Annotated in this window: 16 protein-coding genes; 9 read left to right on the top strand and 7 right to left on the bottom strand. The window is 62.5% G+C overall.

The window, feature by feature from the left end; all coding sequences use genetic code 11:
- Positions 1–86: 86 nt before the first annotated feature.
- On the top strand, positions 87–365 hold the full coding sequence (locus tag KXD86_RS08735) for a polyhydroxyalkanoic acid system family protein (RefSeq protein ID WP_218635644.1): 279 nt from the start codon (positions 87–89) through the stop codon (positions 363–365).
- Positions 366–376: 11 nt separating this feature from the next.
- On the opposite strand, the gene KXD86_RS08730 is transcribed toward KXD86_RS08735, so the two are convergent.
- Together KXD86_RS08730 and KXD86_RS08725 are read right to left on the bottom strand one after the other, a co-directional pair.
- Entirely contained in the window at positions 377–1,126 is a 750-nt protein-coding gene (locus tag KXD86_RS08730; RefSeq protein ID WP_218635643.1) for a DUF8198 family protein, read from the bottom strand.
- A 79-nt stretch (positions 1,127–1,205) separates the two neighbouring features.
- Positions 1,206–2,129 carry an alpha/beta fold hydrolase gene (locus KXD86_RS08725; RefSeq protein WP_218635642.1) on the bottom strand — a complete coding sequence of 308 codons (924 nt, stop codon included), beginning with the start codon at positions 2,127–2,129 and terminating at the stop codon, positions 1,206–1,208.
- Between the two features lie 324 nt (positions 2,130–2,453).
- On the opposite strand from KXD86_RS08725, the gene KXD86_RS08720 reads away from it, so the two are divergent.
- From KXD86_RS08720 to KXD86_RS08705, 4 genes are all read left to right on the top strand, one after another.
- Positions 2,454–3,857: a WS/DGAT domain-containing protein gene (locus tag KXD86_RS08720; protein WP_218635641.1), complete on the top strand. Its 1,404-nt coding sequence runs from the start codon at positions 2,454–2,456 to the stop codon at positions 3,855–3,857.
- A gap of 172 nt (positions 3,858–4,029) precedes the next feature.
- On the top strand, positions 4,030–5,136 hold the full coding sequence (locus KXD86_RS08715; protein WP_218635640.1) for a porin: 1,107 nt from the start codon (positions 4,030–4,032) through the stop codon (positions 5,134–5,136).
- Positions 5,137–5,391: 255 nt separating this feature from the next.
- Entirely contained in the window at positions 5,392–6,561 is a 1,170-nt protein-coding gene (gene nosP, locus KXD86_RS08710; RefSeq protein ID WP_376770953.1) for a nitric oxide-sensing protein NosP, read from the top strand.
- On the top strand, positions 6,539–8,812 hold the full coding sequence (locus KXD86_RS08705; RefSeq protein ID WP_218636778.1) for a hybrid sensor histidine kinase/response regulator: 2,274 nt from the start codon (positions 6,539–6,541) through the stop codon (positions 8,810–8,812). The genes nosP and KXD86_RS08705 overlap by 23 nt, the downstream gene beginning before the upstream one ends.
- On the opposite strand, the gene KXD86_RS08700 is transcribed toward KXD86_RS08705, so the two are convergent.
- Complete coding sequence (locus tag KXD86_RS08700) at positions 8,790–9,467, bottom strand: response regulator transcription factor (RefSeq protein WP_228739507.1); 678 nt, start codon at positions 9,465–9,467, stop codon at positions 8,790–8,792. The two genes, KXD86_RS08705 and KXD86_RS08700, sit on opposite strands and share 23 nt — an antisense overlap.
- A gap of 265 nt (positions 9,468–9,732) precedes the next feature.
- Between KXD86_RS08700 and KXD86_RS08695 the strand changes: the two genes are divergently transcribed.
- Genes KXD86_RS08695 through KXD86_RS08685 form a run of 3 tightly spaced genes read left to right on the top strand, consistent with a single transcriptional unit; the run spans position 9,733 to position 12,177 of the window.
- Positions 9,733–10,725: an ABC transporter substrate-binding protein gene (locus KXD86_RS08695; RefSeq protein WP_218635637.1), complete on the top strand. Its 993-nt coding sequence runs from the start codon at positions 9,733–9,735 to the stop codon at positions 10,723–10,725.
- Positions 10,722–11,513, top strand: a complete 792-nt coding sequence (locus tag KXD86_RS08690) for an ABC transporter permease (RefSeq protein WP_228739354.1) — start codon at positions 10,722–10,724, stop codon at positions 11,511–11,513. The genes KXD86_RS08695 and KXD86_RS08690 overlap by 4 nt, the downstream gene beginning before the upstream one ends.
- The gene (locus KXD86_RS08685) at positions 11,506–12,177 is read left to right on the top strand and encodes an ABC transporter ATP-binding protein (protein ID WP_218635636.1); all 672 of its coding nucleotides are present in this window, start codon (positions 11,506–11,508) and stop codon (positions 12,175–12,177) included. Before KXD86_RS08690 ends, KXD86_RS08685 begins: the two co-directional genes overlap by 8 nt.
- A gap of 28 nt (positions 12,178–12,205) precedes the next feature.
- Here the strand turns inward: KXD86_RS08685 and pedC are convergent, their stop codons facing one another.
- The 4 genes from pedC to pedA1 are packed head-to-tail and all read right to left on the bottom strand — an operon-like array spanning position 12,206 to position 15,873.
- A complete protein-coding gene (gene pedC, locus KXD86_RS08680; RefSeq protein WP_218635635.1) occupies positions 12,206–13,009 on the bottom strand; it encodes a lanthanide ABC transporter permease protein PedC in 804 nt (267 codons plus the stop codon).
- Positions 13,006–13,731, bottom strand: a complete 726-nt coding sequence (pedB, locus tag KXD86_RS08675) for a lanthanide ABC transporter ATP-binding protein PedB/LutE (RefSeq protein WP_218635634.1) — start codon at positions 13,729–13,731, stop codon at positions 13,006–13,008. Before pedB ends, pedC begins: the two co-directional genes overlap by 4 nt.
- Positions 13,728–14,702: a YVTN family beta-propeller repeat protein gene (locus KXD86_RS08670; protein ID WP_218635633.1), complete on the bottom strand. Its 975-nt coding sequence runs from the start codon at positions 14,700–14,702 to the stop codon at positions 13,728–13,730. Before KXD86_RS08670 ends, pedB begins: the two co-directional genes overlap by 4 nt.
- Before the next feature lie 34 nt (positions 14,703–14,736).
- Positions 14,737–15,873, bottom strand: coding sequence for a lanthanide ABC transporter ABC transporter substrate-binding protein PedA1 (gene pedA1 / locus KXD86_RS08665; protein WP_512699705.1), 1,137 nt, complete (start codon positions 15,871–15,873; stop codon positions 14,737–14,739).
- 301 nt (positions 15,874–16,174) lie between these two features.
- Here pedA1 and pedF point away from each other — a divergent pair, with 301 nt between their 5' ends.
- Entirely contained in the window at positions 16,175–16,603 is a 429-nt protein-coding gene (pedF, locus tag KXD86_RS08660; protein WP_218635631.1) for a cytochrome c-550 PedF, read from the top strand.
- Positions 16,604–16,662: the final 59 nt, after the last annotated feature.

Raw genomic sequence — 16,662 nt, 5'->3', positions numbered from 1 at the left:
GGCTGGCGGGGTTGCTACAAGGGTGGCGACGAGTTTAATACCGCCCTAAACTATAAAACCGCCATTTTTCGAGAGAAAGCTGATATATGTCTGTTATTGACGTACACCGTCCGCACAGTCTGGACAAGGAACACGCTCGCGAAGCCGCCGAAACCCTGGCGAAGGACCTGTCCGAGCAGTTCGATGTGAACTACCAGTGGGAGGGGGACGTGCTCCGGTTCAAGCGCAGCGGCGTCAAAGGCCAGCTGAACCTCAGCCACGCCGACCTGCACATCCACCTGGAACTGGGCATGATGCTGCGGCCCTTCAAATCCCGGATTGAGCAGGAGATTCATTCCCAGCTGGACCAGATCATCAAGGCCTGACGCCAACCCCGTCAAAGATCGCCCGGCAGCCGAAACGGCTCCGGGTGACCGCTCAGAATGTTAGTCATCACCCGGCGTTCCCGGGTGACCAGCCGCTCAATCAGCAACTCGACGTCGTCCATGTTCCGAAAGGCACTGAAGCCCCGGTGCAGGAAGCTGTGCAGGTCGGTCAGGCCGGCCATTTCTGCCGGTGTTCGGGTCATGGTCAACAGCCAGCCTAGGGTGCGGTTGCGAACGTACCGGTCCAGTTGCAGGCCAACCTCGGCCACCAGACCGATCTGGCGCTCCCGTAACGCCAGTTGTTCGCTGTCGCGAAACGCCTGGCAATAGTCGGCAACCGTCAGTGGGTCCACCGTGCCTTGCCGGTTGTGGAGCCGTTCGGTCAGTTCCAGGTCGAGACGCTGGGTAATCAGGTTCAGTTCGACCAGGCCGGCCAGCGTGGCCAGCAAATGGTCCGGAAGCCACTTCACCATTTTCGGAAACACCCGGTCGATGTTGTCGTCCCGGCGGGTCATGGCCGCTGGCGCGTAGAGATCGGTCAACAGGAATTCCAGGCCCGTGTGATAGCCCGGGTGGTCATACAGGTCCCGATGAGTGGTTTTCAGCCGTTGGGCTTGCCAGTCGGCGATCTTGAAGGTGTGGTCCAGCAACGGATGCGAGGCCTTGTGATGACGGAAATCGTGGTACTCCAGCAGCAGGCTCTGTAGCCGGCGGGCGCTGTCGGACGAGACCTCGGTGGCGACAAGGCGCTCACGGTACATGGTGGTTAGCTCCGTTTAACCTGTGGGGCAGGGCCCATTGAAGGACCGGGTAGTTTAACGGAGGTTGGCTGACAGAACACTAGCCCTGGGCAGTGGCCGGCAGGGTTTCGAAGCCCGGCACCCATTCCTTGCTGTCGAGGGTGATGAAGTGGCTGGGCGCCTCGGTCTCGACAATGCGCATGGTGGTCGGGCTCTGGCGGGCGCTGGCCAGCATGGCGGACCGGTCCAGGATGCGGTCTACCGCCGGGATCAGGAAGGTGCCGTGGCGGATGTTGTCGTACACGCTGGTGTCCGTGCGGGCCATCCAGTCCATGATGTTTTCGATGTTGCGGACGATGGTCAGGTGGTCCTTGGTCGCCGAGAACAGTTTGCTGAGCAGCTGTTTCTTGCGCGGGTTCATTTTGCCGAAAAAGGTCTGGCCATACGCCGAGGACGGGGCCGTATTGATCAGGCGAATCAGCCAGGGCCACATGCCGTGACTGACCGGCTCCAGCAGGGTGGTCACCAGGGCATGGAGTTTCGCCTGGGGCAGCACCGGCGCTTCCAGCACCACTTCAACGTCTTCGTACAGTTCCGGCCACTGTTTCATGGCCTCGAGAATGACCGCACCCCCGCGGGAATGACCGTGGACCCGGACATTCCGGGTGCTGGGCAGGTTCGACAGTGCCTGGTTCAGGATGCAGGCGTCGTACTCGATGGTGCCTTCCAGATGTTTGATCGGCACTTCCCAGTGCGGGGTTTCCGGAGTCACTCCGTTGACCGGGATGTGGTAATTGCTGCAGGTGAGCAGGATCAGTTCGGTGGTGGGGCCTTCGTAGGCCTGGGTGAAGTAGCAGTGGTTTTCCAGGAAGCCATGCACGCCGACCACGGTCTGTTCCGCCTTGCCGCTGTGATTGCGGACCGAAACGGCGCCTTTGCCCACGCGGTAGACCCGTCCGGAGAACATCTCCGAATAGGCGTTCTCAATGGGCTTGATCAGTTTGCGAACGTGGCTCGCTTTCATGTTGGCTCTCCTAACCAGCGCTGCAATGGCCTGTTGTTGATGTTGGAACCTGCTGGTAACCCTGTTGTACCCCGAACCGGTCTGGCATTTATTGGCGCTGGCAACCTTATATACGCTGCTCCAGGGCCAATCGATGACCGTTTACGGCTGGTACCAACCATTGCATCAAGGCTTACTCGGAGTATAGATCTGAACGGTTGTTCACCGGTAACTTTTTGTAATGCTGTGCACGAGCACCTTATATGGAGACGATGCGGGTTGTCTGGCACAATGCGGAGTTCGGTTTTTACGTATCTTCACCATCCACCCCGGGGACGTTCAGGTTTGAATCACGAGCAATCGCATCTCCTGCTGCCTGCGGATTCAGCCTGGCTGGCCCTGGAAAGACCCGAAAACCCAATGACCATCACGGTCATGCTGCGGGTTGAGGGACTGACTGCGCCCCGCTTCCGTGAGTTTCTGCGAGTGTACTGGATGGCCTGGGAGCGGTTTCGGTTCCTGCCCGTGAAGCGGGCGCCGGCCTGGTGGTGGGAGCCGGACCCGGTGTTCGATATCAAGCATCATCTGGATGTGGTGATGGATCGCTTCAGTCAGGACGAGTTGCAGGACTGGGTCTCGGCGCGACTGAATCAGCCCCTGGCCCTCTACCGCCCGCTCTGGAAATTCTGGTTGGCGCCCAATGCCGAGGGCGGCGCGGCCTTGCTGCTGCGCATGCACCACTGTTACGCCGACGGCCTGTCCCTGCTGGGCATCTTCGAACGGCTCTGCCCACCCTCGCCGCAGCAGCATCCCGCCCTCTACGGCGCCGAGGAAACCGCCGAGCTGTTGCGCTGGACCGCCGCCGCGAAGGTTTGGTTGGAGCGGCTGGTGGCCAGTGAGGTGGGGCCGGAAGGTGCGATTGGAGAGCCTGCGCCCGGCCCGGACGGCCAGGGCCAGTCGACCGGGTGGTGGCTGGAACGTGCTGCCCAGAAAAGCGTCAAGCTGGTGCACGAAGTCAGTGAATTCCTGGCGGAGCCGGAAGACAGCCCCTCCAACCTCAAACGCCCGCTCCTGGGACGACGGGTGTGCCGGTGGTCCCGGCCGGTGGCGCTGGATCGCTTCCGGTCGGTGGCCAAGACCACCAACGTGACCATCAACGACGTGTTGCTCAGTTGTGTCGCTGCCGCCGTGCGTGACCGGCTCGGGATCCCCGGTGACGATCTGGACGAAACCGTGTTGCACGCGGCGGTCCCGGTGGACATTCGCGCCCGTCTTCCCGAGGAGCTGCAGCCGGAGCCCGGCACGCTGGGCAACTACTTCGGAACCGTGTTTGTGCCACTGCCGGTGGATGGTGAAAGCCCGCTTGAGCGCCTTTATCGCATCAAGCATGAAACCCGTCGGCTGAAAAAGAGCTGGCAGCCGGGCATTGCCTGGGGGCTGGCGGCGACCGCCTCAGCCATTCCCGAGCCCTGGCGGCAGCCGGTGGCGGACGTGTTCTACCGCAAGGCCAGTGCGGTGGTTTCGAATGTGCCGGGTACCCCCGAGGCCCGATACATCGCGGGTTGCCGCATCGCCGAGCAGATGTTCTGGGTGCCCCAGGCCGGGGATATTGGCCTGGGCGTCAGCATCGTCAGCTACGCCGGCCAGGTCCAGTTCGGTGTGGTGGCGGACGAGGCCATCCTCGTCGACCCCGCCGATTTTCTGGCCGACTGTCTGCAGGAACTGCAACGCTTCCCGGACGGGTCGTAATCCCAAAGTTCTGTTTCTGAGGCCTCCCAATTGAGCAGAAAACCTGCTCCCTTGGCGCATTTCCCCTCACGTTCTCTTCCCCGACCATGGAATTCAGGCGACAGACCACGCCTGGGGCTGCCGGATATCCCGGTACCCCGATCCCAGATTTCCAAAAACAACCGGGGGAAGTATGAACAACAATAATCTCAGAAAGTCAGGCCTCGCGATTGCGATGGCCGCGACCATGGGGGCCAGCGCTGGAGCCCACGCGGCAGTTGAAGTCTACAACCAGGACGGCACGTCTTTTTCCGTGGACGGCTACTTCAACGCCTTCTACGTGAACCGTGATGACAAGCTGGCGGACACCCGCAACTCCGACGTCAAGATGGGGTTCCTGCCCAACACCATTGGCTTTACTTTCAGCAAGGAAGTCGGTGACCTGACCATGGGCGGCCGTTCCTCGTTCTGGTCGACCATCAACGACAGCCTGCAATCGCCCACCGACACCGCGATCGATGTTCGTCAGTTGTACGCAACGGTCGACGGCTCATTCGGGCAGGTCCTGATCGGTAAGGATTTCGGCCTGTACGCGCGCTCCAACATTTTCCTCGACGAGATCCTGATGGGCTTTGGGTCGCCGGGGGCGCCGACCGGCGTCTCCTTCGGCAACATCCGCACCGGCTATCCTTACCCGAACCCTTCGGCGCAGATCACTTACCGGACGCCGGACATGGGGGGGCTGAAAGTCGCCGCGGGCATCTTCGAACCGGCCAACACCACGCCGGGACCCCAGTCCGAACAATCCGCGCCGCGACTTGAAGCCGAAGTCACCTACAACGCCGACCTCGGTGGTGTGGCGCTGACCGGTTGGGTCAATGGCCGTTCCCAGAAGTCCGAGAACGCGACCACCTCTGTCGATTCGACCGGGCTGGGCTACGGTGTTCGTGCCGCCATCGCCGGCTTCTCCCTGACCGCCTCCGGCTTCACGTCCGAGGGCGATGTGCCGGTGCTGATCGCCGATACCGCTGCGCCGCTGGCGGAAGAGGATGCCGACGGCTATCTCCTTCAGGGTTCGTACACGCTGGGTGCCAACCGGTTCGTACTGTCCTATGGCGAAACCGACTCCGACCAGGCAGATTTCGAGACCGAGAACACCTCCGTGGCGGTATTCCACGACGTGAACAGCAACTTCAAACTGGTGGCCGAATACAACATGTTCGAGCAGACCACCAAGTCGACAGGTGCTGACGCGGCGGAGATCGATACCATCGCGCTGGGGGCGGTCGTTACCTTCTGAACCAGAGTGTAACGAGGGTTGAAGGCCGATGCCGGGGGGAGGTAGTACCCGGCATCGGTGGCCCTGACTAGGACTAAAGTGCCGGTTTGCCGGGAGGGAAACCGGCCGCGCCACCGGGCATTGATTCAGGAGGTATGTTAATCAATGGCTTATGATCACTTTGGCGCACCGATTAAAAGCACTGAAGTCGCATTGGCTGGCTGCGCGGATGCCGTAGAATCGGAGAGAATTCACCCATTTCCGAAGCCGGCCTTTATGAAACCAGCGACGACACTGCCCGCCGTGCGGGTGGCCAGTTCCAGTGTCCGGGACCCGATGCTGGCGGCCACCAACCTCGCCAGTCAGCTCAATCACGAGCACCTTGGCTGTGTCCTCTTCTTCTGTTCCGCGGAGTACGATCTCGGCCGCCTGGGTATTGCGCTTGAGCACGAGTTTCGGCATGTCCGCGTGTGTGGTTGTACGTCGGCCGGCGAGATTACCCCGGAGGGCTATGGCCGGGGCTGCATCACCGCCATCGGTTTCGACCGTCGCTACTTTGCCATTGACTGTGCCCTGATCCGGGAGCTGGACCAGTTTACCCTGCAGGATGCCCAGGGCGTGATCGACGGGCTGCTGGCCACCTGCCGGGATGCGAAGCTGGCACCGATCAAGGGCAATACCTTCGCCATTACCCTGCTCGACGGCCTGTCGAGCCGGGAAGAGCTGGTGCTGGCTACACTCAATGCGGCGCTGGGAACCATCCCTCAGTTCGGGGGCTCTGCCGGTGATGACGAGCGCCTGGCCAATACCCACGTGTTCTACGAGGGCCAGTTCCACAACGGTGCGGCGACCGTGCTGCTGGTCAACACGCCACTGGATTTCCGCGTGTTCTCAACCCACCACATGGTGGAGCGCAGCCAGAAGCTGGTGGTGACCGACGCCTGTGCCGAGAGCCGCACGGTGTTTGAGCTGAATGCCGAGCCGGCGGCCGAGGCCTATGCCCGGGCGGTCGGTGTCGAGGTCGATGATCTGGACCGCAAGGTGTTTGCCCTTCGCCCCATGGGCGTCAAGATCGGCGGGCACTACTTCGTGCGATCCATTCAGCGGGTGAATCCGGACAGGAGCCTGACGTTCTATTGTGCCGTCGAGACCGGCATCGTGATGACTGCGATGGAGCCGGAGTCCCTGCTGGACAGCGTGCGCACCCAGATCGAAGCCTCTGAACGCGTGGTGGGGCCGCCCCTGGTGACCATTGGTTGTGATTGTTTCCTGCGTCGCCTGGAAGCCGAGCTGACCGGAGAAGTGGACGCGGTCTCGGAATTCCTCCGCCACCACAAGGTCATCGGCTTCAACACCTACGGCGAGCAGTTTGACGGCATGCACATCAACCAGACATTTACGGGGGTTGTCATTGGCGAACCTGATGCCCATTCCGGACCCCGCTGAGGGCCCGCCAGAGGCGCTCAAGGACGACCGCATCGCGGCCCTGGAAGCAGAGAACGAGCGCCTGCGGAAGATTCGGGATGCCCTGATCGAGCGGGTGGAGTCCGGTTCGGCCCACAAGCCCGAGCCCTACGCCGCGTTCGAGCACTCGGTGGTGCTGGCGGAGCAGGTGCGTGAACGCACCGATGCCCTGAACCAGGCCATGGAAGAACTCAAAGGCAGCAACAAGGCGCTCAGCCGGGCCCGGGAAGAGGCGGAAACCACCCGCCAGCGCCTGAGCGATGCCATTGAAAGCATCGCTGACGGCTTTGTGCTGTTCGATCACCAACACCGGCTGATCCAGAGCAACAGCCGGTTTCGAAGTTACTGGCGCCACGCCGGCCTGGAACCGCCCGTTGCCGGCACGTCGATCGTCGAGGTGAAGGCCCAGGCGCTGAGCTCGGGCCTGATCCAGGAGGAACACAGCCATCCGGACTCCGAAGGCGTGGTTTTCCTGCTGGCCAACGACCGCTGGGTTCAGATGACCGAACGCCCCACCCGGGAAGGCGGGCTGGTGGTGCTCTACTCCGACATCACCGACGTCAAGAACAGCGAGATGGCGCGCCGGATCAAGGCGCTCGAGGAAAGCGAACGTTGGATTCGCGTGGTGACCGACCACGTCCCGGCATTGATTGCGTACGTCGGCGCCGACATGACGGTGCAGTTCTGCAACAAGGTCTACGAGTCCTGGTACGGGCGTAACGGGGAATCGCCGCTGGGCAAACGGCTGGATGAGGTCCACGCCCCGGATCTTTACCGACGGTTGCTGCCACAGGTCTACCAGGCCCTGGACGGGCAAAGCATCACCTTTGAATTCGAGGAGACCGGCGAACAGGGCGAGGTCCGTTACATGCTTCGTTCCTACGTGCCCAATCATGACGCCGACAACGTCATCACCGGCTTTTTCGTGTTGATTCGTGACATCACCGACCGGCGCAAGACGGCGCTGGCGTTGGAGCAGGCCTACGACCACCTGGAGCGCCGGGTAAAGGAGCGCACGGCGGCACTGACAGGCCTGAACAACCAGTTGCGCCAGGAAATCGGCGAGCGGGCGGCGGTGGAAGCCCGGTTGCGGGACGCCAAGCTGGAGGCGGAGCGGGCCAACCTGTCCAAGACCAAGTTCCTGGCGGCGGTCAGTCACGACCTTTTGCAACCACTCAACGCCGCGCGGCTGTTCACCAGTGCACTGCTGGAGCAGTCCTTCGGGCCCAAGGCGGAAAGCCTGGTGCGCTCGGTGAGCACCTCACTCGACGACGTCGAGAACCTGCTGGGCACCCTGGTGGACATTTCCAAGCTGGATGCCGGCGTGATCAAGCCGGATGTCACCGCCTTCGACCTGCGGGATTTGCTCAATAACATTGCCCGGGAGTTCCGCCAGATGGCGGTCGCCGAAGGCCTGAAACTGGATTTTGTGCCGTCATCGGCGGTGGTGGAGTCGGATTCCCAGCTGCTGGCCCGGATTCTGCGCAACTTCCTGACCAACGCCATTCGATACACCGGCTCCGGGCGCATCCTTCTGGGCTGCCGTCGCCGTGGTGATCATGTTCTGTTGCAGGTCTGGGATACCGGCCCCGGGATTCCCGAAGACAAGCTCACGGAGATCTTCCAGGAGTTCAAGCGCATTCGACCGTCCGGGTCCCAGGCGGACAAGGGGCTGGGGCTCGGACTGGCCATTGTCGATAAAATCTCCCGGATGCTGGGCCATGAGGTTCGGGTGTCGTCGGTTGAAGGGCGGGGATCGGTGTTCAGCGTCCGGGTTCCGCTGGGCCGGCTACTGCCCCGGCGCCCCTCCGGCGATGACAGCCTTATCGCCGTGCCGGACACCGGTCTGGGCGGCGCCCGTATCTGGGTGATCGACAACGATCATGCAATCTGCGAGGGCATGCAGACCCTGCTTGAAAATTGGGATTGCCAGGTGATCACGGCGGTGTCGCTGGCGGACCTTGAGCGTCAGCTCGACCCGGCCACCAGTCCCGTGGATCTGATCCTGGCGGATTATCACCTGGATAATGAAGAGACAGGGGTCGACGTGGTGGCGAGCATCAACGGGCGTCGGGCCCGCCCTGCGCCGGTGATCATGATCACCGCCAACTACACCAACGAGTTGAAACAGCACATTCGCGGGCTGGGTCACCTACTGATGAACAAACCGGTGAAGCCGCTCAAGCTCCGCAGCACCCTGAATCATCTCATCAGCGCTTCAGGTACTGGCTGAAATCCACATCGCTGGCGGACAGGATGGCCTGGACCCGGTTGTGCACGCCCAGTTTCCGCAGTATCGCCGAGACATGGGCTTTGACGGTGGTTTCGGCAATGTTGAGGTTGTAGGCAATCTGCTTGTTGGATTCACCCTTGGACATGCGCTCCAGCACCAGGAGTTGGCGTCGCGTCAGGGAATTCAGCAGCTCCGGTGAAATCGGGTTGTCGTCGTTGCGGTGGCGGCGGCTGCTGCTTTCCTTGCCGGTCCGGATGATGTCCGACGGCAGGTACACGTTGCCGTTGAGAATCTGCTGGATGGCCTCAGTCATCTGGGCCCGGGGCGACGATTTGGTGATAAAACCCACCGCGCCATAGGTAATGGCCTGCAACACCACCTGTTTGTCTTCCTCCGCCGAGACGATCACCACCGGAATGGTGGGTGCCTCGTTGCGCAGCGTGATCAGGCCGTTCAGGCCGTGCATGCCCGGCATGTTCAAATCCAGCAGGATCAGGTCCAGGTCATCGTTCTCCCGGGTGATGGCCAGGGCGCTGTCGAGATCGTCGGTCTCGACGATCTCACTGCCGGCGAATCCGGACGCAATGACACTGCTGATGGCTTCGCGAAAGAGAGGGTGGTCGTCGGCAATCAGGATCTTATAGGCCGGATCCATAACTACATCTACCTGTTTGTTGTCATTATCGAGGTGTGTTTCCGACTCATGATAGCGGGTTTCGGATGAGAGTGCGGCATCGGGCTCGTTCAGCATGGCGGCCTCCAGTGCGTAGGGGACGGCGTGGTCTCGCCTGACCTCTGGTTATTATTGTGATGGTTTCATTACACGCGATACCGGCCGCCGGGTGAATGCGACCATCGCACCAAAAAACAGGCACCAAAGTACTATTCTTGCCCGGCGACGGGGTTCGTATCGTGGAGGGATGAACCGATACCAACAAAAATACAGGTTGTGCAGGCTCTCGATTGGCGCCCTGCTGATTCTGTTCCTGTCGTGGCAACCGTTGGTCGTTGCCGATCAGGGCGACGGCTTGCCAACGGTGTCTGTGAGTGTGCTGCAGTTTGGCACCGCGCACTGGGAGCTGAGCCACGTCGCCGACCGGCAACTGGATCGCCGCAATGGCTTCAGCCTGGTGATTCGGCCCGTGGCCAATCTGCCCGCGTCGCACCTCGCCGTGACCAGTGGCACGGTCAACGGTGCGGTCGCGGATCTGCTCTGGGCGCAGTCGCGGTATCAGGCGGGCAGTGCCTTCCGGTACGTGCCCTTCTCGTCCAGTATCGGCGACATCGTTGTGGGCGAGGCGTCGCCGGTCAGAACCGTCAGCGACCTTGCGGGCTTGCGCATCGGGGTGGCCGGCGGCCCCGATAGCAAGGGCTGGATTCTGCTGCAGCGGGTGGCGGAACAACGGGGCATCGATCTGAGTGCGGTGGCCGAGGTGCAATACGCCGCACCACCGCTGCTCAGTCAGGCACTCCGGCGCGGACAGGTGGATGCCATCGTCACCTACTGGCATTTCGCCGCCCGGCTGAAAGGCGAGGGTGGCTGGCGCTCCGCGTTCGGCATGGCGGATCTGCTCACCGCAATGGACCTGGCCGACGATCTGCCCGTTCTGGGGTACGTCTTCCCCGACGCCTGGGCCCGGGAGAACCCTCAGTTGGTCGACAGTTTCGCCCGGTCCATTGCCGATGCGAAATCCGAACTGGCGCAACAGCCCATCTATTGGCAACGCGTACGTCCGATGATGCGAACCGCCGACAAGGGGGTGTTTGAGGCGTTGCGCGAGGGTTTCATTGCCGGAACCCCTCAGCCTCTGACCGCACAACGAATCGCCGATCTGCGTGAGCTGCTGGTGCTGACCGGGGTGGAGCCGAAGGCACTGATGCCGGAGTCCCTGTTTTACCGGGGCGGGCCATGAGCTCCGGGGCCCGATCCCTGCGTCGTGGCCGGCCTCCGGTGTGGAGCTACTGGGTGGTCTTGCCGGCGATTCTGATTGTATGGGCCTTGTTGGCCGGGCTGATCCAGTCGCCCCTGTTGCCGACGCCGGTCGAGGTGCTGGACACCCTTGTCCGGGAGGCGGGCTCCGGAGAGCTGTGGCACCACCTTGGCGCGACCCTTCGGCGAGTCCTGTTTGCGTTCGTGTTGGCCATGACCTTGGGCACCCTGATTGGTATCGCCATGGGACGCTCTGCGATGACCAACGCCCTGTTCGACCCCCTGCTGGTGCTGCTTCTGAACCTGCCTGCGCTGGTCACCATCATCCTGATGTACGTCTGGTTCGGACTGGTGGAAGTGGCGGCGGTGATGGCGGTGGTGATCAATAAGGTGCCCAACGTTGCGGTTACCGTGCGAGAGGGCGCCCGCAGTCTCGATTACCGGCTGGAGGAGATGGCCACCGTCTACCGGTTCTCCCGCTGGCAGCGGTTCCGGGAAGTGTGGGTGCCCCAGCTGTTCCCTTACCTGATGGCAGCGACCCGCGGGGGGCTGGCGCTGATCTGGAAGATTGTCCTGGTGGTCGAGCTGCTCGGTCGGTCAAGCGGTGTCGGGTTCCAGCTCCACATGGCTTTCCAGGTCTTCGATGTGGCGGCGATCCTCGCCTACAGCCTGGCGTTCATCGCCGTGGTCCAGCTCATCGAGCTGGGCATCCTGCAGCCGTTGGAGCGGCGTTCCAGCCGATGGCGCCAGCCGGAGGCCGCCCATGCTTGAACTCCGGATTGCGGGTCGCGATTTCGGCCAACCGGTGCTCGGCGAAATCTTCGCCACGGTAGAGCGCGGTGACCGGATCTGTCTGCTGGGTCCGTCCGGTATCGGCAAGACAACCCTGTTGAATGCGATCTCCGGTCTCGATCAATCCGTTCCCAATGAGGCCGTCCTCGGGCGTGACAAGGTGCGGGTGGGCTACCTGTTCCAGGAGCACCGCCTGTTGCCCTGGCGGACCCTGAGCGCCAATCTCCGGCTGGTTGGCGCCAGCAGTCAGCAGGCCGACGACCTGCTGGGCCAGGTTGGCCTGGCCGGGTACGGTCATTACCTTCCTGACCAGCTGTCCCTGGGCATGGCCAGACGGGCGGCCCTGGCCAGGTGCCTGGCCGTCGAGCCGGATCTGCTGTTGCTGGATGAGCCGTTTGCCTCGCTGGACCCGGTGATGGCGGGGGAACTGAAAAAACGGATAGCCGGGATTCTGGATGCCCACCCCGACATGGCGATGATTTGCGTGACCCACGACGGTGCCGATGCGGAGATCCTGGCCAATCGGCTGTGGTACCTGGATGGCGCGCCGGCACGACTGCAATGGGACGACGCCGTGAGCGAGCCCAGATCGATAGAAGAATTACTGGGCAAACTGCGCGATCTGGATTTAGCGGGTTCCTAACGGCTACCCCATCGCCCACTTGCTCCGTTCACGCGGGCTTGGTCCCAAGAATTCGGGTTCGCTGGGGCCGAAACCCGGCCGTCGCCAACAAGGCCAGCACCACGGTGATCGCAGCGGTGATGCCGTAGGCCATCGGGTTCCACTCCAGATACAGCGAAAACCGGATTGCCTCCACCGCATGGGTGAATGGGTTGAACTGGCAGATCCAGTACAACCAGGGGCTGGCCTCGTTCATCCGCCACAGGGGGTACAGCGCCGACGACATGAAAAACATCGGGAAGATGACGAAGTTCATCACCCCGGCAAAGTTCTCCAACTGCTTGATCCAGGTGGCAATCAGCAATCCCAGGGCGCCGAGCATCAGGCTGGTCAGCACCAGCGCGGGCAGGACTGCCAGGTAGCCCCAGAGTGGTGGCTCCACGTCCACCAACAGGGCCAGGACCAGGAACACATACACCTGGCCCACCGACACCACGCCCATGGCCAGCAGCTTGGTCACCAGCAGGAAGGTTCGGGGCAGGGGGCTCATCAGCAGCACCCGCATGCTGCCCAGCTCGCGGTCGTACACCATCGAGAGCGCACCCTGCATGCTGTTGAACAGGATGATCATGCCGCACAGCCCGGGGGCGATGTAGGTCTCGTAGGTAATGTAGGTGTCGTAGGGCGGAATGATGGAAATGCCCAGCACCGCCCGGAAGCCGGCGGCAAACACCACCAGCCACAAGAGCGGACGCACCAGGGCACTGGCAAAGCGGGTCCGCTGTTGCCAGAACCGCAGCCATTCCCGGGTCTGGATGCCGACAAAACAATGCCAATACTGGGCCGGGCTCATGGTGCTGCTCCTGTCAGTGCTTCAAAGGTTTCGGCCAGGTCCCGGGCGCCCTCGGCCTCGCAGATCGCACGGCCGGAACCATTGGCCAGCAACTGGCCCTGGTGCAGGATCAACACGTGGTCATCCGGCCGCACCTCTTCAATCAGGTGGGTTGCCCAGAGCACGGTCAGGCCGTCTTCCTCGCACAGCGTCCGGACATGGTCATTCAGGGCCCGCCGGCTGGCAACGTCCAGGCCAACGGTGGGTTCGTCCAGCAGGAGCAGCGACGGCTGGTGGAGCAGGGCGCGGGCAATTTCCACCCGGCGCCGGTGGCCGCCGTTGAGCTTGCGCACCGGTTCGTCCGCCCGGTCCAGCAAGCCGAAACGTTCCAGCTCGCGGTCACCACGGGCACGGGCCTGCTGTCGGGACAGGCCGTGCAGGGCGCCGTGGTACATCAGGTTTTGCCGCACCGTCAGGTCCAGATCCAGGGCATTCTGCTGGAACACCACGCCGATCCTGCGCATGGCCTCCGATGGTTGCCGTTTCAGGGACTGCCCGGCCATCAGGACGTCTCCCTGCTGCAGCGCCAGCAGCCGGGTCAGCAAACCAAACAGTGTCGACTTACCCGCGCCGTTGGGGCCCAGCAGGGCATGGAAGTGACCGGGGGTCAGGGCAAAGCTGACCTCCTTGAGGACCGGCTTGTCACCGTAGCGGAAGCTGAGGTTGCGGGCTTCTATGGTCATGTCGTCGGATCGATTACCACACCCCAGGGGTAGCGGCCTACCTTGATGGATTTGATGACTTTCAAGTCGTCCACGTCGATGACCGAGACATCGCCGGAGACCCCATTAGTGGTATAGAGGTGTTTCTCGTCTTTATCCAGATCCAGCTGCCAGACCCGGGCGCCGACCAGCAGGTAATCCAGCACCTCATAGGTTTTGGCGTCGACCACCGCCACGTGATTGGAGGGGCCCAGGGCCACGAACGCGTATTTGCCATCGGAGGTCAGCTCGATACCCACCGGTTGCACCCGATCCTGGTTGACCCCGGGCACCTTGAAGGTCATCTCGTGGATCGGTTCCAGCGTGTCGACATCGATGATGTGCACCGTGCCGCCAATTTCGGCGGAGGCCCAGGCGATCTTGCTGTCCTTGCTGAATTCCACGTGTCGAGGGCGCTGGCCCACCACAATGTTTTTCTCGATCTTGAACGTTTCGGTATTGATCCAGTGCAGCATGCTGGTGGTTTCGCTGGTGTTGACGGCCCATCGGCCGTCGGGGCTGACCGCCATGCCTTCGGGCTCGATGCCCACGTCGATTTGCGCCAGCACCTCCTTGCTGGTGACGTCCACCACGGTCACGATGGCGTCGTCCTCGTTGGAGATGTACAGGTGCTTGTTGTTGGGGTGCAGGGCGAACTGCTCCGGGTCTTCGCCCGAAGGCAGGGTGTCGATGATCGTGCGCGTGGCCAGGTCCAGCACCTGTACGGTGTCGTCGTCACTGGCACAGATATACAGCCGGGTGTGATCCTTTGAGAGCAGTATGCCCCGCGGGCGTGCCCCGACATCAATGGTCTGCACCACCTCCCGGGTGTCGGTGTCGATGATGGAAATGGTGTCGTCTTTTTCGTTCGACACGTAGGCCAGGCTTGCCAGCGATGGTGCCGACAGACCGATCAGGGCGGCCAGTGCGGTGTGTTTGAGCAGTGCTTTCATTGGTGCTCCTTGGTCTCGGGACTCGGTATGACGGTCAGTTGTTGATGCGGCATTTGCTCTCGGGTTTGTCGAAGCCGAGGGTGTCCATGTCCGTATTGGGGTGCAGGTAACCCTCGAACGGCGCCCGAGCGACCAGCCCCCGGGGGTGAACCAGCGGGATGGGCTGGCGCAGTTGGCCATTCCAGTCGCGATAGGTCAGCTTCCGGCCCTTGAAGGCGGCGAGCTGGAAGCGGTCGCTGAACAGGAAGTCGCGGATGGCCCCGGGGTCCGCTGCTCCGAGCTCGGTGACGGCCGTGCCAATGGAGCGCACGGCGGCCCACGCCGCGTAGTCCTCCCCGTTCATCTCGCGCCCGGCCAGATCCCGGAACCGGTTCTGCAACTGGGCCGCGCCCCAGCTTTCGACGACGCGATGCCAGGCCACCGGCGACATGCCCTGGGTGCCCACCACCGGGCGCGGAAGCCAGGTGTTGAACGGCACGTATTCGCCAAAATCCCCGCGGACGTCGGCGACCACCACCGCATCGTAGTCATCCGCCTGGGTAAACAGCGGCAGTTCCTTCGAGGCGGTCCGCCGGAGGTCGGCGTCGAAGGTCCATGGCTTGTCTTCCACGATGTCCAGACCAAAACGCCGGGCGGACCGGCGGAAGGCGCTGGCCCAGGCAACATCGGCCTCCGTCGGGCCGGTGATCAGGAACAGCTTGTTCCAGCGCCGCTGGTTCAGCCATTGGCCAAGGGCATCGGTGAGCATGGCATGGCTGGGGATGGTGTGAACGAGGTTGGCCGGACAGTCTGCCGTCCGCAGTGGATCGTCTTCGGCACCGGCGTTGAACACGAGGGTCCGTGCGCCGGCCCTGGCCATGAATGTCCGGACCGTGCTCGCCGGCACGTTCACCACAAACAGTTCAATGCCGCTTTGCTGCAGGCTGTCGAACGCCGCGACGGCGGCCGCTTCCGAGTCGGTTGCCTGGCTCTTCAGGGCGTAGGTGTGGCCCAGAAATTTGCCCGTGGTGCTGTTGTCCGCCAACGCCAGTTCGGCCCCCCTGAGCCCCGCATCGTCGGGTTCCGGGGCCACGTTGGACAGGACCGGGCCCTGATCCGGAATCCACTGGACGTAGCCGATGGCGACGTCAACGGGCTGCGCGGCCAGTGACGCGGCGGACAGGCTGAACATGGCCCCCACCGCGACGCTCCGCAAGTACCTGCGGTCCATAGGCGCTCCTGATTCTTGTTGTCTTTCCCTTGAGCTTAGAGAACGCGGACCGGGGCGGAAATATTCAGAAAGTCGCAATCCGGCAGTACTAAAGGATGAGAAAGCTCACCACAGACCTCCCACCTACTACCAAGGAACTACGCCAAATCCTCCAAAGTGGCATTCGGATTGGCGAGCGGGATTCTTAGACTGAAAGTCAGAAAGCTGGCACCTGACAAATCCAACAGCCAGTGCACGGGGAATCAACACAGAGGAAGCAGCAATGGCAATGTCCTTTTCACTCAAAACCCTGATCACGACGGCCCTGCTCGGCGCGGCCGGCCTGGTCGTGGCCCATGGCAATGTCACTCCCCAAGAGGTTGACACCGGAAACCTGCCGACCCTGGGTGAGGAAGTCCTGGCCCAGAACCCGTTCCGCGAAGGCAATCAGCACGGCGACATGAACGCCCAGGCGGTGGCGATCGGCGAGAGCGCCTACGCCGGCAACTGCGCCGGTTGTCACGGTATCCGTGCCATGTCCGGCGGCCTGACCCCGGACCTGCGGGAGCTGACCGAGTGGGACGACGAGTATTACATCACCCGGGTGCGGAACGGCACCGACCGGGGTATGCCGTCCTGGAAGAAGACGCTGGACCAGAACGCCATGTGGGCCATCAAGACCTACGTGGAGTCTCTGCCCAAGCCTGAGTGAGCGGTCGGCTCAGGTGATCTGATGGTCTGTTTCCGGGCCGGCCATGTGCCGGCCTGATG

It is taken from the genome of Marinobacter arenosus (assembly GCF_019264345.1).
GTDB lineage: Bacteria > Pseudomonadota > Gammaproteobacteria > Pseudomonadales > Oleiphilaceae > Marinobacter > Marinobacter arenosus.
Note: the sequence above shows the minus strand (reverse complement) of the source record. Positions and strands in the feature narration are given on the sequence as shown.